Origin of the sequence: Corynebacterium sp. TAE3-ERU16, assembly GCF_019209935.1 — a bacterium.
GTDB classification, from domain to species: domain Bacteria; phylum Actinomycetota; class Actinomycetes; order Mycobacteriales; family Mycobacteriaceae; genus Corynebacterium; species Corynebacterium antarcticum.
Map to the genome: position 1 here is coordinate 157,800 of NZ_JAHUTN010000001.1, position 18,362 is coordinate 176,161.

General features: G+C 69.4%; 18 protein-coding genes, 1 tRNA gene and 1 other RNA gene. 7 read left to right on the forward strand and 13 right to left on the reverse strand.

Annotation, left to right across the window (positions count from 1 at the left end):
* Window positions 1–35: 35 nt before the first annotated feature.
* On the reverse strand, window positions 36–1,376 hold the full coding sequence (locus tag KRX55_RS00660) for a glutamine synthetase family protein (RefSeq protein ID WP_218405949.1): 1,341 nt from the start codon (window positions 1,374–1,376) through the stop codon (window positions 36–38).
* 139 nt (window positions 1,377–1,515) lie between these two features.
* Here KRX55_RS00660 and pip point away from each other — a divergent pair, with 139 nt between their 5' ends.
* Both pip and KRX55_RS00670 read left to right on the forward strand, forming a co-directional pair.
* Entirely contained in the window at window positions 1,516–2,505 is a 990-nt protein-coding gene (gene pip / locus KRX55_RS00665) for a prolyl aminopeptidase (RefSeq protein WP_370625712.1), read from the forward strand.
* Window positions 2,506–2,570: 65 nt separating this feature from the next.
* A complete protein-coding gene (locus KRX55_RS00670) occupies window positions 2,571–4,247 on the forward strand; it encodes a CYTH and CHAD domain-containing protein (RefSeq protein ID WP_218405951.1) in 1,677 nt (558 codons plus the stop codon).
* A gap of 20 nt (window positions 4,248–4,267) precedes the next feature.
* On the opposite strand, the gene KRX55_RS00675 is transcribed toward KRX55_RS00670, so the two are convergent.
* Complete coding sequence (locus KRX55_RS00675) at window positions 4,268–4,501, reverse strand: hypothetical protein (RefSeq protein WP_218405952.1); 234 nt, start codon at window positions 4,499–4,501, stop codon at window positions 4,268–4,270.
* A gap of 233 nt (window positions 4,502–4,734) precedes the next feature.
* On the opposite strand from KRX55_RS00675, the gene KRX55_RS00680 reads away from it, so the two are divergent.
* Complete coding sequence (locus tag KRX55_RS00680; protein WP_218405953.1) at window positions 4,735–6,087, forward strand: galactokinase family protein; 1,353 nt, start codon at window positions 4,735–4,737, stop codon at window positions 6,085–6,087.
* 17 nt (window positions 6,088–6,104) lie between these two features.
* Here KRX55_RS00680 and KRX55_RS00685 read toward each other — a convergent pair whose 3' ends face one another.
* The 7 genes from KRX55_RS00685 to cobC all read right to left on the reverse strand — a co-directional run bounded on the left by KRX55_RS00685 (window position 6,105) and on the right by cobC (window position 12,527).
* Window positions 6,105–7,514, reverse strand: a complete 1,410-nt coding sequence (locus tag KRX55_RS00685; RefSeq protein WP_218405954.1) for an RNB domain-containing ribonuclease — start codon at window positions 7,512–7,514, stop codon at window positions 6,105–6,107.
* Window positions 7,515–7,553: 39 nt separating this feature from the next.
* On the reverse strand, window positions 7,554–7,754 hold the full coding sequence (locus tag KRX55_RS00690; protein WP_218406205.1) for a helix-turn-helix domain-containing protein: 201 nt from the start codon (window positions 7,752–7,754) through the stop codon (window positions 7,554–7,556).
* A 34-nt stretch (window positions 7,755–7,788) separates the two neighbouring features.
* Window positions 7,789–8,242, reverse strand: an RNA gene (rnpB, locus tag KRX55_RS00695) — RNase P RNA component class A.
* A 63-nt stretch (window positions 8,243–8,305) separates the two neighbouring features.
* On the reverse strand, window positions 8,306–9,463 hold the full coding sequence (locus KRX55_RS00700; RefSeq protein ID WP_218405955.1) for a bifunctional RNase H/acid phosphatase: 1,158 nt from the start codon (window positions 9,461–9,463) through the stop codon (window positions 8,306–8,308).
* A gap of 32 nt (window positions 9,464–9,495) precedes the next feature.
* Window positions 9,496–10,221 (reverse strand): zinc ribbon domain-containing protein, encoded by a 726-nt coding sequence (locus tag KRX55_RS11985; RefSeq protein WP_218405956.1) that lies wholly within the window; start codon window positions 10,219–10,221, stop codon window positions 9,496–9,498.
* An 87-nt stretch (window positions 10,222–10,308) separates the two neighbouring features.
* Entirely contained in the window at window positions 10,309–11,454 is a 1,146-nt protein-coding gene (locus tag KRX55_RS00710) for a Nif3-like dinuclear metal center hexameric protein (RefSeq protein ID WP_218405957.1), read from the reverse strand.
* Complete coding sequence (cobC, locus tag KRX55_RS00715) at window positions 11,451–12,527, reverse strand: Rv2231c family pyridoxal phosphate-dependent protein CobC (RefSeq protein ID WP_370625713.1); 1,077 nt, start codon at window positions 12,525–12,527, stop codon at window positions 11,451–11,453. The genes KRX55_RS00710 and cobC overlap by 4 nt, the downstream gene beginning before the upstream one ends.
* A gap of 34 nt (window positions 12,528–12,561) precedes the next feature.
* On the opposite strand from cobC, the gene KRX55_RS00720 reads away from it, so the two are divergent.
* Genes KRX55_RS00720 through KRX55_RS00735 form a run of 4 tightly spaced genes read left to right on the forward strand, consistent with a single transcriptional unit; the run spans window position 12,562 to window position 15,096 of the window.
* A complete protein-coding gene (locus tag KRX55_RS00720; RefSeq protein ID WP_370625714.1) occupies window positions 12,562–13,215 on the forward strand; it encodes an HAD-IA family hydrolase in 654 nt (217 codons plus the stop codon).
* Window positions 13,193–13,708 carry a low molecular weight protein-tyrosine-phosphatase gene (locus KRX55_RS00725; RefSeq protein WP_218405959.1) on the forward strand — a complete coding sequence of 172 codons (516 nt, stop codon included), beginning with the start codon at window positions 13,193–13,195 and terminating at the stop codon, window positions 13,706–13,708. Before KRX55_RS00720 ends, KRX55_RS00725 begins: the two co-directional genes overlap by 23 nt.
* Before the next feature lie 39 nt (window positions 13,709–13,747).
* Entirely contained in the window at window positions 13,748–14,764 is a 1,017-nt protein-coding gene (locus tag KRX55_RS00730) for an SURF1 family cytochrome oxidase biogenesis protein (protein ID WP_370625715.1), read from the forward strand.
* Between the two features lie 2 nt (window positions 14,765–14,766).
* On the forward strand, window positions 14,767–15,096 hold the full coding sequence (locus KRX55_RS00735) for a DUF6968 family protein (RefSeq protein WP_218405960.1): 330 nt from the start codon (window positions 14,767–14,769) through the stop codon (window positions 15,094–15,096).
* Here the strand turns inward: KRX55_RS00735 and KRX55_RS00740 are convergent.
* From KRX55_RS00740 to KRX55_RS00755, 4 genes are all read right to left on the reverse strand, one after another.
* A complete protein-coding gene (locus tag KRX55_RS00740; RefSeq protein WP_218405961.1) occupies window positions 15,066–16,049 on the reverse strand; it encodes a cobalamin biosynthesis protein in 984 nt (327 codons plus the stop codon). The two genes, KRX55_RS00735 and KRX55_RS00740, sit on opposite strands and share 31 nt — an antisense overlap.
* Entirely contained in the window at window positions 16,046–17,335 is a 1,290-nt protein-coding gene (locus KRX55_RS00745) for an acyl-CoA thioesterase/bile acid-CoA:amino acid N-acyltransferase family protein (RefSeq protein WP_218405962.1), read from the reverse strand. The genes KRX55_RS00740 and KRX55_RS00745 overlap by 4 nt, the downstream gene beginning before the upstream one ends.
* 131 nt (window positions 17,336–17,466) lie before the next feature.
* Window positions 17,467–17,542 (reverse strand) — tRNA-Val (locus tag KRX55_RS00750).
* An 84-nt stretch (window positions 17,543–17,626) separates the two neighbouring features.
* Entirely contained in the window at window positions 17,627–18,007 is a 381-nt protein-coding gene (locus KRX55_RS00755) for a DUF3052 domain-containing protein (protein WP_200261114.1), read from the reverse strand.
* Between the last annotated feature and the right edge of the window lie 355 nt (window positions 18,008–18,362).

Sequence of the window (18,362 nt, forward strand, 5' to 3'; positions counted from 1 at the left end):
GGGGCCTGTCCCTGGCCCCCGGAGACATCGGCGGGTCAGTAGTCGAGGTTGGTGCGCAGCTCCCACTGGGTGATCTGCGCCTGGTATTCGTGCCATTCCCGCCACTTGTTGCGCAGGAAGAACTCGAAGACGTGCTCCCCGAGGGTCTCGGCGACGAGTTCCGACTGCTCCATGAGCCGCAGCGCCTGGTCGAGTGAGGTGGGCAGGTCCTTGTATCCCAGGGCGCGGCGTTCGCGACGGGTCAGTGAGGAGATGTCGTCCTCGGCGGGCTCGCCGAGCTCGTAGCCTTCACGGATGCCCTTGAGCCCGGCCGCCAGAAGCACCGAGTAGGCGAGGTACGGGTTGCACCCGGAATCGAGGTTGCGGACCTCGACGCGTCTGGATTCCACGTTGCCGGGCCGGTAGTTCGGGACGCGGATCAGCGCGGACCGGTTGGACAGACCCCAGGTGGCGGAGGTGGGCGCCTCTGATCCGAAGACGATCCGCTTGTAGGAATTCACCCACTGGTTGGTGACGGCGGAGAGCTCGGGTGCGTGTTCGATGATGCCCGCGATGAAGCTGCGTGCGGTCCGGGAGAGGTTGTAGGGGTCGTCCGGGTCGTGGAAGGCGTTGGTGTCCCCCTCGAAGAGGGACATGTGGGTGTGCATTCCGGAACCGGCGTGGTCGGTGAAGGGTTTCGGCATGAACGTGGCACGCACGTTGTTGAGCAGGGCGACCTGCTTGATCAGGTAGCGGAAGCTCATGATGTTGTCGCTCATCGTGAGCGCATCGGCGTACCGGAGGTCGATCTCCTGCTGCCCCGGGGCGGTCTCGTGGTGGGAGAACTCCACGGAGATGCCCATGTACTCCAGGGCCTCGATCGCGTCGCGGCGGAAGTTCGGGGCGTCGTCGTGCACCGCCTGGTCGAAGTAGCCGCCGTTGTCGGTGGGCACCGGTGGCTGACCGTCGGTGTCGAGGGATTTGACCAGGAAGAACTCGATCTCCGGGTGGATGTTGCACACGAACCCGTCATCGGCTGCGGCGGTCATCTGGCGGCGCAGCACCTGCCGTGGGTCGGCCCACGACGGCTGGCCGTCGGGCATCGTGATGTCACAGAACATCCGCGCCTGCTTGGGGGAACTCTCGTCCCGGTCGAACGGCAGCACCTGGAACGTCGAGGGATCCGGGCGGGCGATGGTGTCCGCCTCACTGACACGGGAGAATCCCTCGATGGCCGAACCGTCGAATCCGATGCCTTCCGCGAACGCGGTCTCGAGCTCGGCGGGCGCGACCGCGACGGACTTCAGGTAGCCGAGAACGTCGGTGAACCAGAGCCGGACGAAGCGGATCTCCCGTTCCTCCACGGTGCGCAGGACGAATTCCTGTTGGCTGTTCATGACATCCAACTGTAGCGGTCGGACTTCCACGGGGCAGGGGTATACTCGCCGACCGCCCGGGGTCTCTGTCGGATCCGGGGCGGAGCACCACCCTAGAACACCGCGAGGAGGACAACCGGTGCCCACGGAATTTCACCCGGTGACCGAAGCACACGAGTCCGGACGTCTCGACGTCGGGGACGGACAGCTGATCCACTACGAGGTCCACGGCAATCCGGGGGGACGCCCCGTGATAGTCGTGCACGGCGGACCGGGAGGGGCGAGTGATCCCGCGGTGTCCCGGTTCTTCGACCCGGACCGTTACCGCGTGATCATGTTCGATCAGCGGGGCTGCGGGCGATCGACACCGCATCTCGCCGATCCGGCCACCGACCTGGACCGTGCCCTGGCGACGAACACCACCGCGCACCTCATCTCGGACATGGAGAAACTGCGTGAGCACCTCGGGGTGTCCGGGTGGCAGGTGTTCGGCGGTTCCTGGGGTTCGACGCTCTCACTGGCCTACGCCCAGGCGCACCCGGACCGGGTCCGGGAACTCGTCCTGCGGGGCGTCTTCCTGCTCCGGCGCAGCGAACTGGACTGGTTCTACAACGGCGGTGCGGATCACCTGTTCCCGGATCTCTGGGAGGGATATCTCGAGCCGGTGCGGCGTGCCCACGGTGGTGACGATGCCGCGGGCCTCGACCTGATCGCGGAGTATCACCGGCTGCTGTCCGATCCGGACCGGGCGACAGCGCTACGGGCGGCCCGAGCCTGGACGACCTGGGAGAAATCGACCTCCGCGCTGGTTGTCCCGGACGATGTCGACGGGAACCTGCCCGACGACTACGCGCTCGCCTTCGCGAGGATCGAGAACCACTACTTCGTCAACGGTGCGTTCATGCGGGAGGGGCAGCTGCTGGAGAAAGCCAACATCGACCGGATCCGGCACATACCGGCTGTGATCGTCCAGGGACGCTACGACGTGGTGTGCCCCGCGCGGAGCGCCTGGGACCTGCACCGGGCCTGGCCGGAGGCGGATCTGACCATCTGCCCGACCTCCGGTCACTCGCAGATGGAGCGGGAGATATCCCGTGCTCTCGTTGCCGCCACGGACCGATTCGCGGACGCCGCGCCGGAGGGCTGCTGATCTGCGCCGCCCCCGCTCCTTCCGCTCCCCTATGCAGGGGAGGTAAAGCTGGTAGAAACGGACACATGTCCACTCGTGAGTTTTTTGAGGTCGAAGCGAAATTCGCCGTCGCCGACGACACGGAGGTCCCGGATCTGACCGGTGTCTCCGGTGTGGAGAGGGTCGCGGATACCGCGGTACACGAACTGTCCGCCGTCTACTACGACACCGGGGACCTGCGGCTCACCCGTTCGAGGATCACCCTGCGCCGCCGGACCGGGGGAACCGACGCCGGGTGGCACGCGAAACTTCCGGGGGACGGCGGCCGCCGGGAGCTCCACCACGATCTGACTGACGATGACGCTGACGCGAACACCGTTCCGGAGCCGCTCATCGATCCGGTGCGGGCGATCGTCCGGGATCTGCCGCTCATCCCGATCGCGCGGGTGGACAACGAGCGTCACGTGTCGACGTTGACGGACGCCGGAGGGACCGTGTGCGCCGAGTTCTGCGACGACCACGTCACCGCGTGGTCGCTTCTCCCCGGCGGGGACAGGACGACCTGGCGGGAATGGGAGATCGAGCTCTCGGACGACTACGCCGGCACCGACGCCGGAGCGGACCTGATCGAATCCGCGACCGAGCTGTTCGGGGCCGCCGGTGCGGAACCCTCCGGGAGCCCGTCGAAGCTGGTCGCAGCGCTCGGGAACTCCATCGATGACGCCCCGCGCCCGCCGGGAGTCGCGGAGCTGGCCCCGGATTCGGCGGAGGCCGGTGTACTCGCGGCACTGGAGCACAACTACCGCAGACTGCTGGACTACGACCCCCGGGTCCGGGTGGACGAGTGGGACTCGGTGCACCAGATGCGCGTCGCCACGCGGGAACTCCGCAGCCATCTCGAGACCTTCGACGGGGTGATGGACGGTGAGAGCTACCGGGGTACCGCACGTGGGCTCCGGGAACTGGCCTCTGTACTCGGCGTCGCCCGCGATGCGGAGGTAGTCGCCGAGCGTTTCCGGGAGCTGACCTCCGACGGGGATGCGGGGGTCATGGCCCCCGAAACGGCGGCCGCTCTCGTCGACTCCGTCCGCGCCGACTACCGCGACGCACACGCCCGGGTGGTGGAGTACCTGAACTCCCCGGACTACCTGCGTCTGCTCGGCGAGCTGGAGGATCTGCTCGCCGATCCACCGTTCCGCGGAGACGTCGGCGCGAAGGGGAGCCGGGGGGCCACGGACCCGACGGCAGAGGTGCTGCTGGATCATCTCGGACGTGCGTACCGGAAGCTTCTCGCCCGCCACGACCACGCGATGTCGGTCTGGGAGGACCCGTCCGTCCCGCTGCGTGAGCGGGAGGAGAACATCCACCGGATCCGGAAGTCGGCGAAGAAGCTGCGCTACTCGGCCGAGGCCGTCGGTGCGGCCACGGGGCTCAGGACGAAGCACCTGTACAAGGCGTGCAGCAGGATGCAGTCCGTCCTCGGTGATTTCCAGGACGCGGTCACCTCGCGCGACGTTCTCCTGGCCAAGGCGGAGCAGGCACGTGCCGAGGGTGGTGCGGACACCTTCATCCACGGCCTTCTGTACCAGCGGGAGATGAGCAACGGCGAGCAGGCTCTGGCCGGGTACCGGAAGACGATGGACAGCGTCGTCGACGCGTATTCGGAGCTGGACAACCAGCGCAGGAAGGCCCGCCGTAGGGCCGAGGGCAAGTCGGGGAAATCGGGTAAATCAGGGAAGAAGGAGGGGAAGAGGAAGCACTGATCCCCTTCCCCTCCCGCAGGTCAGTTGCCCGCGTCCCGCTCCCAGGAGGGGGCCTCGCCCCACGAGTCGTCCTCGCGGTCGAGGGAGTCCGCCTGGCGGTTGCGCTGTCTCGCGATGTCCATGGCGTGCCGGGCCTCCTCCTCGGAGTCGTAGGGGCCCATGCGGCTGGCCCAGCTACCCTGCTTGCCGGCCGACACCTCGCCGGTCTCGGGGTTGTAGTACCACTTCCGGTCCTCGGGGGTCACGGGGTCCATGATCGGTCACTCCTCACATAAGTCCGGCGTAATGCCGGCACGGTTGTCCAGCCCCGGCGGACCGCCGGGAGGGTACGCTGCGCCGGTGACGGGCGACACCCGTCAGCGCGGCGGTGACGTATCCCAAGATTACCGGCGGACCCGCCGTCGGGTGCGGGGCGCACCCACCCCGCCGGTGAACCGCCGGCCGACTACAGTGGGAGTGTCCGTCACCGATCCGAGGAGCCGATTTCTTGACCAACCTGATGTGGCCGATCGCGGACGATTCCGTCCGGAACACCGCGCTCGACGAGCACCGGAGCAGCTACGGGACCGAACCGGGTCTCGTCGCCGCCGCGCCCGCCACCTTCCCGGTGATCGGTGAGCACACCGACTCCTACGGAGGGGTCGTCCTTACCGGTGTCTCCGCCAGGCAGGTCGTCGTCGCGGCGTCCCGCCGAACCGATGACCTGGTCCGGGTTCGGGTGCTGCGTACCGACGCCGACGGCCGAAGTGTACCGGTCACGGGCGAGGTGACGATGACGCAGCTCGCGGCTCACGCGAACCGGCACCAGTCCGAGCAGGACGATCCCGACGCTGGAGCAGCGTGCCCGCCACCGCCGCACGGCGGCGGAGACGGCGGAGACGACTGGGCGAACCGGCTCGGCGGCGTGGCCTGGATGATGATCCACCGGCAGCTGATCAGCCGTGAGACCCCGGGCTTCGACATCACGGTGGTCTCGGACATTCCCCCGCACTGTGGTCTCGGGGGCCGGTCATCCGCGGAAGCGGCGTTCGCACTCGGTCTGGCGGATCTCACGGGCCATCAGCCGGACGCCCCGCTGCGGGCCCGGGTGGCGGAAATCTGCACCCAGGCCGCGACCCTCTTCGGAGCCACTCCCCCGCTGCGGGCCCGGCACACCACGGCGCTCCGGGGCGGCACCGAGAGGAATCTGTCGGTCATCGACTACGCGGACGGCTCCGTCACCCACGCCCCCTCGCCCGTGCCAGGCGGTTACCGCCCCTATCTCGTCACGGTTCCGGGCCGGATCACCGATCCCCCGGACAACCGGATCCCGGAACTCCGTCGACGGGGTGACTTCATCGCGCTCGCCTCGCGGACCTACGGGGTTCCGTCACTCCGGCTGCTGCCCGATTCCGAGGAGCGGGTGATCGACTGGCTGGAGACCGTGCACGAGGTGAGGGGGGCCGGTGCACATCCCCCGGTGGCTGAGGCCTCCGGATGGATGTCCTATCTCACCGCCGAGACCCGGCGGGCGTCCGACTGCGCGGCTCTCCTGCGTTCGCGCCGGACCACCGAGGCACTCGCCCGACTGACCGATTCACAGGTGCAGACCTGCGCCGCGTTCGGACTCGGCTCCGACACGGACGCCCTGGTGCAGTTGTGCCGGAGCCGGGGGGCGGCCGCGGCCAGAGCCGCGCACGCGGGAGCCTCCGGCGCGGTGATCGCCTGGTTCCCGGCCGGAGCGGAGGGGCGGGGTGCCGAAGATGCGGCGCTGCGGCTGGCCGACGACGGTCTGTTGGTCATCCCACTGGCCGGTGGCCGACCGGCGGAGGTCGCTGACGATCCGGACCACTGGAACTGACCGGGCCTCCCGGACGGTCAGGGGACCCAGGAGAAGGAGACCTCACGTCTGGCGGTGTCGACGCCGTCGAGACGGACGGTGACCCGCGTTCCCTGCTCCGGTGTCCCGGTGCAGCGGGCGACCACGGGTGGTTCGGCGATGAATATCCGCGCGCTTCCCGAGGATTCCGACGTCGCGAGGACGACGGCGCTGAAGGTCTCCCCCACCCACGGTTCGAGGACGGTGGCCTCCACGAGGTTGAGGCACGCCCGGTCCACCCCACTGGCCAGCGGGGCCGTCCTGTGCATCGTCTCCACGACGTCGGTGGCACCGTCCTCGGTCCAGTCCGGGATCGGAGTGCCGTTGTGGATCGCGAGGCAGAACTCGGTGGCGTAGCGGTCGACCAGGCGGCGCAGGGGCGCGGTGACGTGGGCGTAGTGGCCTCCGACACCGGCGTGGGTGAACTCCTCGGGAGTCTCTCCGTCCTCCCCGGTGAGGATCTCGTATCCGGCGCCGCGCAGGAGTTTCTGGGCCTCGCGCATGACGGCCATGCCCTTCGGCCCGGTGACGTCGACCCCGTCGAGGAATGTGCCGATCGGGTCGGCGGGGTCGTAGGTGTAGCCGAGGGCGGCGACCTCGGCGGCGAATTCCCAGAGATCGGCGGGGTCCGCCGGTGCGAGGGTGCGGAGAATGCCGATGCCCGCGGAGGCCATCATCCGTCCGGCGATCATCCCGGTGAGCAGCGAGATCTCGGAGTTGTACTCCATCATGGCCAGGCGAGGCTCGACATCGAGCCGGTAACGGCCGTCGGGTTGCCTGCCGACGCTCTGGGCCGGTGTGCTCAGGGAGACCGCCCTGCGGCGCAGCGCCGTCCGGGACCTCAGCTCACCGACGTCCGGGAGCAGCCGGATCGCCGGGTGCAGCGTTCCGTTCTCCATGTCGGCCGTGGTCTCGACGTAGTTGAACCGTGCCCGGCTCCGGACCAGTGCGCGGGTGAGATCATGTCCCGTCACTTCGCCGCGGGCGTCGAGTCGCATGCTCCACAGGACCGCCGGGCGGTCGACCCCGGGCAGGAGGCTCGCGGATCCCTCGGACAGTGCCGGCGGGTGCAGGCGTGCGGGGCCGTCCGGCAGGTAGATGGTCTGTCCCCGGCGCAGTGATTCCGCGGCCACCGATCCGACGGGGTCGACGAACGCGGCGACATCCGCGATCGCGTAGTGCACGAGGTATCCGTCGCCGTCGGGCAGGATGCACACCGCCTGGTCGAGGTCCATGGATCCCTCGGGATCGATGGTGACCAATTCGATGTCCCTCCTGTCGACACGCTGCTCCGCGTACCGGTCTCCGGCGGTGGCGGCCTCCCGGCTGACCTCCCCGTCGAAGTCGCGGACGATCCCGAACTCCTCGGCGATGCCGCTGAAGTCGAGTGCTGCCGCATAGAGTCTCATGGGGTCCGATTCTGGCACATCCGGCGATCATGGATGCGGTCATTCACCACCTGTTCGCGTGACGATAACCGGCAGCAGCTCCGCGCACGCCACCGGATCCGGCAGATCCACCCCGGTGACCTCGCTGATCCGGGCCAGCCGGGTGCGGATGGTGTGCCGGTGCACCCCGAGTGTCTCCGCGCACGCGGTGATCCGGTCGTGGTCGACGAGCCGTTCCGAGGTCTGCGCGGCCCCGGGGATTCACACGTGGTCCCGTGACCGGGGAGGTTTGGGGCGAATGAGCCGACCTGTAAGCCGGATTCTGTACCGCGCCGTGTGACCGGCGCGGTGGCGGTCATCCATCTGGACGCACCATCGCTGGGCGCCTCGAGCGGTTGACCCGCGGACTCGGGCGGGCAGCCCTCGGTCGTCCGCGCAGGCACACCGGTGTCTCCGCGAGGATCCGTCGGTGCGCCCTCTTACCTTGCTCCGGGTGGGGTTTACCTAGCCACCGCAGTCACCTGCGGTGCTGGTGCGCTCTTACCGCACCGTTTCACCCTTACCCCGCGACCCGGTTTCCCGGGATCCGGGGCGGTTTGTTTTCTGTGGCACTGTCCCGCAGGTCACCCTGGGTTGCCGTTGACAACCACCCTGCCACTGTGGAGTCCGGACTTTCCTCGGCACGGTGTCTGCACGGACGGGGTGAACCCGTCCGCCGTTTCACCGGCCGCGACCGCCCGGTCGACTCATTCGCATCCGTCACTGTACCGTGCCCCGGCCCGGTCGCATGAGCCGCCCGTGTCCGGGGAGGATCAGCGCAGGTGGGAGGTCTCGTTGACGAGTCGGACGGTCGTCGGCCCGTCGGCGTAGAACTCGGCGACGGACAGGGACGCGAGATCCAGGTGCATACGGTGGAAGATGCCGGGACCGGCGTCGAGGGCGAGGCGGAGTATGCCCTTGATCGGGGTGACGTGACTGACGACGAGGACGTTCGCTTCGCCGTAGGTGTCCACGATGTGCTTCTTCGCACGCCTGATGCGGCGGTACGCCGCCTGGAGCGACTCCCCGCCGGGTGGCGACACCGAGGTGTCGGTCAGCCATTTCGCGTGCAGCTCCGGGTCCGCCTCCCGGGCCTGCGCGAAGGTCAGGCCGTCCCAGTCGCCGAAGTCGAGCTCGGTGAGATCGTCGAGGATGTCGACGTCGATCCCGAGGGCCGCGGCGCACGTCTCCGCGGTTTCGCGGGTGCGGGCCAACGGTGAGGACACGATGGCGTCGATGCCGCCGCGTGCCGAGAGCATGGCTGCGGCGAGCTCCGCCTGCCGTCTGCCCACGGCGGTGAGTGGCGGGTTGCCCCGTCCGGAGTAGCGGCGCTCCGCGGACATCTCGGTCTGCCCGTGACGGAGCAGGATCATGCGGGTGGGGTGGGTGACCGCGCCGTTCCAGGAGGTGGGCGCCGCGGTACGCGTGGCTGACCTGTTCTTCGCGTCGGGTTCCGCGGGTTCCGCGGTGGGCTCCGGTGTCCCGTCGGCGCGCTCCCCGAGGTCGATCTTCCCGGGTGCCGCACCGTCGGCGCCGGCGTCCATCGCGATGTTCGCCAGTTCGTCGGCCCGGCTGTTCTTCTTCCGTGGGATCCAGGTGTAGTTGATCTTCTCGAACCGGGACGCGAGGTCACGTGCCTCGAGGGCGAGTCTCTTCATGTCGGGGTGCTTGACCTTCCAGCGTCCCGACATCTGTTCGACGACGAGTTTGGAGTCCAGTCGGACCTCGACCCGGGTGGCACCCAGCTCGTGGGCCGCGACCAGTCCGTTGATCAGGCCGCGGTACTCGGCGACGTTGTTGGTCGTCTTCCCCACGAACTCGGAGATCCTGCGGAGGATCCTCTCACCCCGTTCGTCGAGCAGAAGGGTTCCGCTGCCCGCGATTCCGGGGTTGCCGCGGGAACCTCCGTCGGCTTCGATGATCACCTTCACAGCGTGTCCTCCACGTTTCTTCCGGTACCGGGTCAGCTTCGGATCAGCCAGGTGCCGCACTCCGGGCACCGGGGGACGATGTCTTTCGCGGTGGCCCGGATCCGGGAGATCCCGGCGGCGGGCAGAACGAGGTAGCAGGCGGTGCACGAGTTCCCGGTGAACCGGGCTGCCCCCACGCCGAAGGACTCGTACTGTTCGTCGTAGGCGTCGAGGGCCTCAGGGGTCGTCTCGGCGAGCCGGGACCGGAGATGGTCGCGCTTCATCTCGAGGTCGGCACGCGCGGACCGCCGTCCCTGCAGGGCAGCGTCCCGGGCGCGGGTGGCGGCGGCGATCTTCTCCTCGATCTCGTCGAACAGCGCCCCGTCGGAGTCGTGGTTGAGGTCGGTCGCCTCAATCCGGAGGCGCATGTTCTCCCGCTCCTCCGTGATCTTCCGGATACGACGGCGCGTTGACGCGAGATCGTGCTCGAGATCGCGCCGGTCCTCCATGTCGGTGGCGGCACCGAGGCCGTCGAGGTCGGCCTTCTGTCTGCGCTCGAGCTTCGCCAGGTCATGGTCGAGGCGCCCGAGATCACGGCGCAGATCCTCGACACCCATCTTGGACACCGCCGCGCCGTCCCGGAGCTTCGCCCGCTCCGCGATGAGGGCGTCGAGCTCCTTCTGTTCCTCGAGGGTCGGTTCCGCGCGGTCGACGGTGAGTGCCGCGTCGGTGTCGGCGAGCTCGAGGAGGAGACGCTGGTGGTCGGGGGCGAGTTTCACGGTGGTGCTTTCTGTTCTTCGGTCGGTGCGGTGGTTTCACGGGTTTTCACGGTGTCCGCCCGTGATCACGGTACGGGAGAGTTCACGTTACCCTTCATCGCGGGCGTGCCGGGAGATGGTCCACGGATCGGTGCGGATGTCGAGGACACGGGTGTCGACACCGGCCTCGTCGGCGACGAGTTCCGCGGCGCGGGCGCACCAGGGCGATTCGCTCGCCCAGTGCGCGGTGTCGATCACGGCGGGGCCCCCGGCGCGCAGGTGCTCGTCCACGGGGTGGTGCCTGAGATCCGAGGTGAGGAACACGTCGATGTCCCCCATTCCGGCGACCGTGTCGAGGAAACTGTCCCCGGAACCCGAGCACACCGCGATCCTCCGGACCATCCGGTCCGGGTCGCCGGCGGCGCGGACGCCCCATTCGGTGACCGGGAGCCGGTCGGCGACCTGCTGCACGAAGTCGGCGAAGCGCATCGGCTCCGGCAGATCCCCGATCCGCCCGAGGCCCGGCACGGTGTCCGGGTCACCGGCGTCCTCGGTGGCGGTGATGTCGAAGGCGGGTTCCTCGTACGGGTGGGCGGCGCGCAGTGCGGCGGTGATCGCTCCGCGGCGAGACCGGGGTGCCACGAACTCCACGCGGACCTCGTCGACGTGCTCGAGTTCTCCGACGGAGCCGAGTGTCGGGTTCGCCCCGTCGACGGGCCGGAACTGGCCCTGCCCCGGGAACTGGAAGGAGCATTCGCGGTAGTTCCCGATCGCCCCGGCGCCGGCGTCGAACAGCGCCTGCTTCACGGTCTCGACGTCGGGGGCGGGGATGTGGACACCCCACTTGTCTGGACCTGCGCCGTGTTTCGGTGCGACCGCGCGGCCCGGGGTGATGCCGATGGTCTCGGCGAGGGCGTCGTTGACACCGGGACGGGCGGAGTCCGCGTTGGTGTGCGCGGCGAACAGCGCCACTCCCCCGCGGATCAGGGTGTGGAGGACGCGGCCCTTCGGGGTGTCGGCCGCGACGCTGTCCACACCACGCAGGAGGAGCGGGTGGTGGACGATGAGCATGTCGGCGCCGGCGTCGACCGCGGCCCGGGCGACCTCGTCGGTGCAGTCGAGGGCGAACACGACCTTGTCCACGGGGGCGTCGGGGTCACCGCAGATCAGTCCGACGCTGTCCCAGCTCTCCGCGAGGTGCGGCGGGTAGGCGGTGTCCATGATCCGGCGGATCTCGGCGACGGTGCTGGTCATTGTCGTTCTCTTTCCTTGACGTTGTTCGGGGTGTGTCCGGTGACTGCCTCCACCAGTGTCGCAACTTCCGGGGCGCCTCGCACAGCGAGCCGCCAGTGGGTGTTGTCCAGTCCGGGGAAGGTGTCGCAGCGGCGGACGGCGATCCCCCGCCGCGCGAGCGCGACACGGGTCGCCTCCGGATCGTCGACGGGCGGCGTGACGAGGAGGTACGGTGCCCGGGACCTGGTGTGCACCGTGAACCCCGCCCCGAGCAACGCGCTGACCATCTCCGTGCGCTGGCGGGCGACGGCCCGTGTCTCCGCGGCGACGAACCCGGCGCCCTCCTTGAGAGCGGTGCGGATCGCGACCGCCTGGAGCGTCCCCAGTGGCCAGTGGGGCCGTCGGGCGGCGAGTTCGTGAACCAGTTCCGGTGCGGCCAGCAGATAGCCGCACCGTAGCCCGGCGAGGGAGAAGGTCTTGGTGAGGCTGCGCAGCACCACCAGCCCGGGGTGCCGTGCGACCTCGGCGGCGAGGGAACAGCTCTCGTCCGTCAGATCCATGAATGCCTCGTCGACGACGGTGGTCCGCCCTGGCCTGCACCATCCGCGGATCACGGCCGCCGGGTGCAGCACCCCGGTCGGGTTGGTCGGGTTGCCGATGACGACCAGGTCGGCGTCCTCGGGTGGCGTGCGACCGGCCAGGGTGAACGGTGCGTCCAGCACCATGCGCTCCACCCGTGCACCGGCGGCCCGAAGGGCCGCCTCCGGTTCGGTGAATCCGGGATGCACCACGACCGGGTGCCGGGCGCCGAGTCCGGCGATGAGCGAGAATCCCTCGGCGGCACCGGACAGCAGCAGCACGCACCCCGGGTCCACTCCGTGGTGCTCCGCCACGGCGGCCCTCGCGGAGTCGGTGACCGCTGCCGGCGGGTAGGACCCGAGGCCCGGGATCCCGTCCCGCAGCGCGGCGGCCAGCCACTCCGGGGGGCCCGGGGCACGTACGTTCACGGCGAAGTCCACGATCCCGCAGCCGGGATCCACCGCACCGGCGGTCGCGAGATCGCCGTGGTACCGCAGCAGGTCGTCCTCGTTCACACGGACCAGATTACGTTCTGTCACACTGGAGGGCGTGAAAACTCTGCTGATAGACGTGGACGGCACACTCATCGATTCGTACCCGGGGATCCGGGCGAGCTTCCTGCACGCCCTGGACGCCATGGGTCAACCGCGTCCGGGCGAGGAGGTGCTCTCCCGGATAGCCGGTCCCCCGATGGAGCTGACGATGCGTTCCATCGGAATGACCCCGGAGCAGGCACGGGAGGGGGTGCGCATCTACCTCCGGCACTACGGTGAGGGGTCCTGGGCGAACGCGGAGCCTTATCCCGGCATGCGGGAGCTCCTCGCCCGCTGGCGGGAGAAGGGCTACCGGGTCTGCACCGCCACCTCGAAGGGCGAGCACTTCGCCCGGAAATCCCTCGAACGGTACGGGATGTACGATTCCATCGATTTCCTCGGCGCGGCGGAGGAGAACGGTCCGCGCCGTTCCAAGGAGTCGGTCATCGCGTACGTCCTCGACTCCCTGGGCCTGCGGGGGACCGAGTCCGATATCCTCATGATCGGCGACCGCATCCACGATTTCGACGGTGCGGCCACTTTCGGAATCGATGCAGTGGCCTGTGCCTGGGGGTACGGTGACGCCGAGGAACACGCGAAGGCCCGCTGGACCGCGACCAGCACCCGAGACCTGGAGGACATAGTCGATGAGTGGAACGAGCAGAGTTAGGGAACGTACCGAGGACGTGTACGTCGTCTTCGTGTGCACCGGCAACATCTGCCGCTCCCCCATGGCCGAGGTCATCGTGCGCGATGCCGTCGAGGAGGCCGGTCTCACCGACCGGGTCCTCCTCCGGTCCTGCGGAATGGGCGGTTGGCACGTCGGCCAGCCCGCTGATGATCGGGCGTTGGCCGAGCTCAAGGCCGCGGGCCACGATGGCGCGGACCACCGCGCCAGCCAGTTCGGGGACGAGCACCGTGACGCCGATCTGCTCGTCGCCCTCGATTCCGGGCACGTGCGTGCCCTCTGCGGCGCAGGCGTGCCCCGCGAGCGGATCAGGTTGCTACGCGGTTTCGACCCCGCCGCCGGCGAGGTCGACTGCGCCGACCCCTACTACGGCACCTCCGACGATTTCACCGTGGTCCGCGAGCAGATCGACGCCGCCGTTCCCGGACTGATCGACTGGATGCGGGAGACCTGCGCGGACATGTCGGAACGGTGATTTTCGGTAGTCCAGCCACCGGGCACTAGACTGGCCGGTGTGAACGCCGACGCAGCACGCCCCGGAGGATCCAAGGGTCCCCTGTCGCTGCTCCGGGTGTTTCTCACCCCGGGATGGGTCATCACCGCAATCGTGGTGATCATCTTCGCCTACACCGCCTTCACCGTTCTCGCCCCCTGGCAGCTCGGGAAGAACGAGGCCACCAGTGCCCGGAACCAGCGCATCGAGCAGGCCTTCAACACGGACCCGGTCCCCGTCACCACCCTCGTCGGGCGCGACGGGGTGGTCGACCCCGACCTGGAGTGGCGCAGGGTGACCCTCGACGGGCACTACCTGCCGGACTCCGAGGTGCTCCTGAGGCTACGGCCCGTCGATCACCGGCCGGCGGTTCAGGGACTCATCCCCTTCGAGCTGGACGACGGTGGCGTACTCCTGGTCAACCGCGGTTGGCTCCCGGTCGAGGCCGGGCAGATCCCGGAGGTTCCCCCGGCACCCACCCGGGAGGTCACCATCTCGGGATATCTCCGCCGGAACGAGGCGGTCCCCGAGCGTTCCCCCGTCACCGAACAGGACCACACCCAGGTCCACGGGATCTCCACCGAGCAGATCGCCGAGCTCACCGGGGTTCCGCTCGGGCGGGACTACATCCAGCTCTCCGAGGGCTCCCCCGGGGAACTCGATCCCGTCCCGCTGCCGAAACTCGACGCTGGCCCCTACCTCTCGTACGGGGTCCAGTGGATCGCCTTCGGGATCATGGCCCCACTGGGACTCGGCTACTTCATCTGGGCCGAGATCCGGGAACGCCGCCGGGAACGGGAAGAGGAGGCGGCCGCCGTGGCGGCCACCCCGGCACCGGCCGGGAACGCGGACGGACCCGGGGACGATCCTGACGCACCGCGGCATGCCGGCAACGGCACACGGGACGATGAAGAGATCTCGAACGCCGCCCCGCCGCCCGGGCCGCCCCGGGAGCGACTCCGCAGACGCGCCCGCTACGGTTCCGGGCACACCGATCACTACCGCACCATCGCCGAGAAGAATGAAGAGAGGTTCTAGCCGTGGACAACACCATCCAGCCCCTGGTCAGCCGCACCCTGCACCGTGAGGACGGAAGCTCCGTCACCGTGGAGATCGCTGCCCCCGTCAACCGCGGCGAGGATTTCTGGGAGACCCGCTGGCGCATCACCGGGCTGAAGGACGGCGACGTCGAATTCGCATCGGGGGGCGTCGACTCCATGCAGTCACTCCTCGCCGCTCTCGCCATGTCGGGTGACCGCGTGGCCGGGGATTCGTCGCTCAGTTTCCTGGAGGGGCCCGGAACGGGACTGCTGCACTCCGGCAAGCGGGAGGACGGCTTCTACACCGCCGTTCTGCGGATGCCGACGTAGAGCGGTCGACCCAGCCGTCCTCCAGGGGAGCCCCGCAGACGGCTCCGCCCACAGCGCGACAGAACCGCGGCCGTGGCGACGGCGACGCCGGTCGCGATGGCCTGGGTCCTTCCGGACAGCCTGACGGCGTCCCGGATCGCAGCCACGTCCGGTTCCCGGCCCGTGCCGAGGACGGGCCGGTTCTCGACGCCGTGAGCGTAGACGGTGGGCCCCCCGAGACGCACACCCAGTGCGGCCGCCGCGGTCGCCTCCACGATGCCGGCATTGGGGCTCGGGTGGGACCGTGCATCCTCCCGCCAGGCGCGCACGGCGTCTCCGCCCCGCCCGACGGCGTACGCCAGACCCGTGTGCACCAGGGCGGTCACCCGGGCGGGCAACCACGCCAGCACGTCATCCGTTCGTGCGGCCGCCCACCCGAAATTTCCGTAGCGATCGTTCCGGTATCCGACCATCGCATCGAGCGTGTTGACCGCCCGGTGCGCGACCACCGCCGGGGCTCCGCCGACCGCCGCCCACACGAGTGGCGCGATGGCCGCGTCGGAGGTGTTCTCCGCGAGCGACTCAACAGCGGCCCTGGCCATCCCGGCGGCGTCGAGAAGCTCCGGATCACGGGAGCACAGCCACGGCACCAGTGCCCGGGCGGCGGACGTGTCCCCGGATTCGAGGACGTCGCCCATGCGGGTCCCGGTCCGCTCCAGCATCGTGCCACCGAGAGCCGCCCACAGACACACGGCGGTGGTCAACCGCGGCGCGCGGCGCGCCGCTACCGCCGTCGCCGCCACCGGCGGAGCCACCGAAAGCACGAGGTGCAGACAGCCGGCGGCCCTGGAGTCCCGGTAGCAGAGTCCCTCCAGCCGGGCGGCCCAGCTCCCGAACACCGCGACGGGGTGTCCACGGCGGGGATCCGGGATCACCCGGTCGGCGACCACACCGGCGAGAATCCCGACGCTCACTGCGCCTCCCCGCCGTGGAATTCGCCCAGGAACTCGAGAACCGCGTCCCGCGATCGTGCTGCCGCCGCGCCGGATGCGGTCCGGTCGCCGCCGAGTGCCACCGTGGAGCCGTAGGCGGTGGTCGTGTCGGGTACGGGTAGTCCCGCCGGGGTGAACGGCCACCCCACCCCGTGCCCGGCACCCGGGTACACGACGGCGTAGGCGTCGATCCCGGCCTCGGCGGCGCGCCGGGCGAGTGCCCCCGTCATGGTCTCCGAGTCCCACACCGCATCGGCGGTTCCGGCGGTCACCAGCAGCGGACCACGCATCCGCTCGACCGGGATCCGGGCCGCGGACACGGCTTCCTCCCCCGCCTTCCGACGCGCGTCCGCGTAGTAGCCGGCAAGTTCCAGTGGCTTGTGGGCCAGTGCCGGTCGAAGCCTCGACCGGAAGCGCGCGAATGCGGAACCGATTTCCGGGGCGGGCAGATCCACGGCCGGGCCTGCTTCCCCGAGGTACGTCGTGGCAGAGGGGTCCGCGTGCGGATCGTTCGTGCGCACGTCCGTGGGCGAGTGCGCGACGACGGGGCCGACGAGATCCGGTTCCGCCACCGCGAGGAGCAACGCGAGCTCCGCCCCCCGGCCCCTCCCGACCAGTGCGACGTGACCACCTGCGACCAGCCGGTTATCCACGAACGTGCGGAGGGCCGCACGGAGCTCACCCACGTCGACCCCGCCGGACTCCCGGGGGAACCAGTCCCAGGCGACGGTGGACCAGCCACCGTCCGCGAGCTCCGCCGCCGCTGCGGCGGGGACACCGCCCTCGGCGCCGCCGAGCAGCACCACTCCGGGATGCGGTGCACCGTCGTCCGGCACGAAGAAACGCGCCGACCTGACACCCGACACCGGCGGCGCGTCGACCTCGTGGGCGCGGCGGCCGACCGTGCGCGACGCACCGGCGCCGAGGGCCGCATCCGTGCTCCGGACCCGGACATCCAGGCTGACCGCGCCGGACGGCTCCAGCGCGAATCCGTGGCCGGGTGTCGCGTGTTCCGACCGGAGCGTCCACAACGGTCCCAGGCTGTTCGCGGGCCCCCATTCAGCGGCCCCCGGCAGGGATGAACGGGTGTCGACCCGCCCGTCTCCGTCCGCCGTGAACTCGGTCATGGAGGACCAGACGACCCCCGCTGCATCGGTGGCCCGGAGTCCGACCCGCACCACCGCACCCGGTGACACGTCCGAGACGCGGATCGGGAACGGGGCACTGAGACCTGAAACCGGGGGAACATCGAGGAACATATCCGCCATCGTAGCGCTGCTCCGCCACCCTTTTCCCAACCTGTGAAAACAGCCGACAACCTGACCATTTGACGCACGGAAGACAACAGAAGATAGACGGGAGGGCCCACCCGGCCTTCGCCGGACGGGCCCTCCCGTCGTGGTGCGCCCTGACGGGCTCGAACCGCCGACCTGCTGGGTGTAAACCAGCTGCTCTTCCAGCTGAGCTAAAGGCGCGCGCACCGGGTCCACTCGCGAGCGCTCGTGAACACGGTCAACAACGACGGTCACTCTAGCACGAGCGCCGCCGTAACACCGAAGCTAACGCTTCTTGCCGCTCTGCACGAGGCACGAGCCCTGCCATGTCCCGAGACGCTCGGCGGAGGTCTGGACGAGACCCGCGAGCTGCGCGGACTCCGCGATCAGGCCGGGTTCGACGTGGCCCGGCCTACCGGCCCCGGGGGTCAACAGCCAGATCCGACCGTTCTCGGCGATGGGGCGGATCGAATCGACCAGGCCGTCCACCAGATCGCCGTCTTCCTCGCGCCACCACAGCAGAACGATGTCGCAGATTTCGTCGGTGTCTTCCTCGAGAAGGGCCTCCCCGATGACGTCCTCGACCGCTTCACTGATGTCGGTGTCGCAGTCCTCGTCCCAGCCGACCTCCTGAACGATGTGGTCCGGCTCGACCCCGAGAAGCATGGCGTAATCCTGGGCGCTTTCCTTGGCCGCGCCCGGAGCGTCGCTCACTGTGTGTTTCCTCCTAAAATAGATCCGGGAAGGTGCACCGTTGCCCACTCCCGGCCCGTGTGGCCGGGTGCTGGGGTCCGGAGATTACCCGGGTGATGTGATCTCGCTAGTACACGCTACCGGGTTTCTCGTCGCAGTGGTCCATCACCCGGGGTATTTCAGCCAGAATCCACACCGGTGTCGCCCCCGAAACAATTTCCCGGTCGTTGTCCGCCACGCCGTCCCGGCTAAAAGCAGTGCTCGCGGCGGGTGTGTTCCGTGGGGATATCGCCCGGGGCGCCCATACCGCCGTCGGACCCGTATCCTT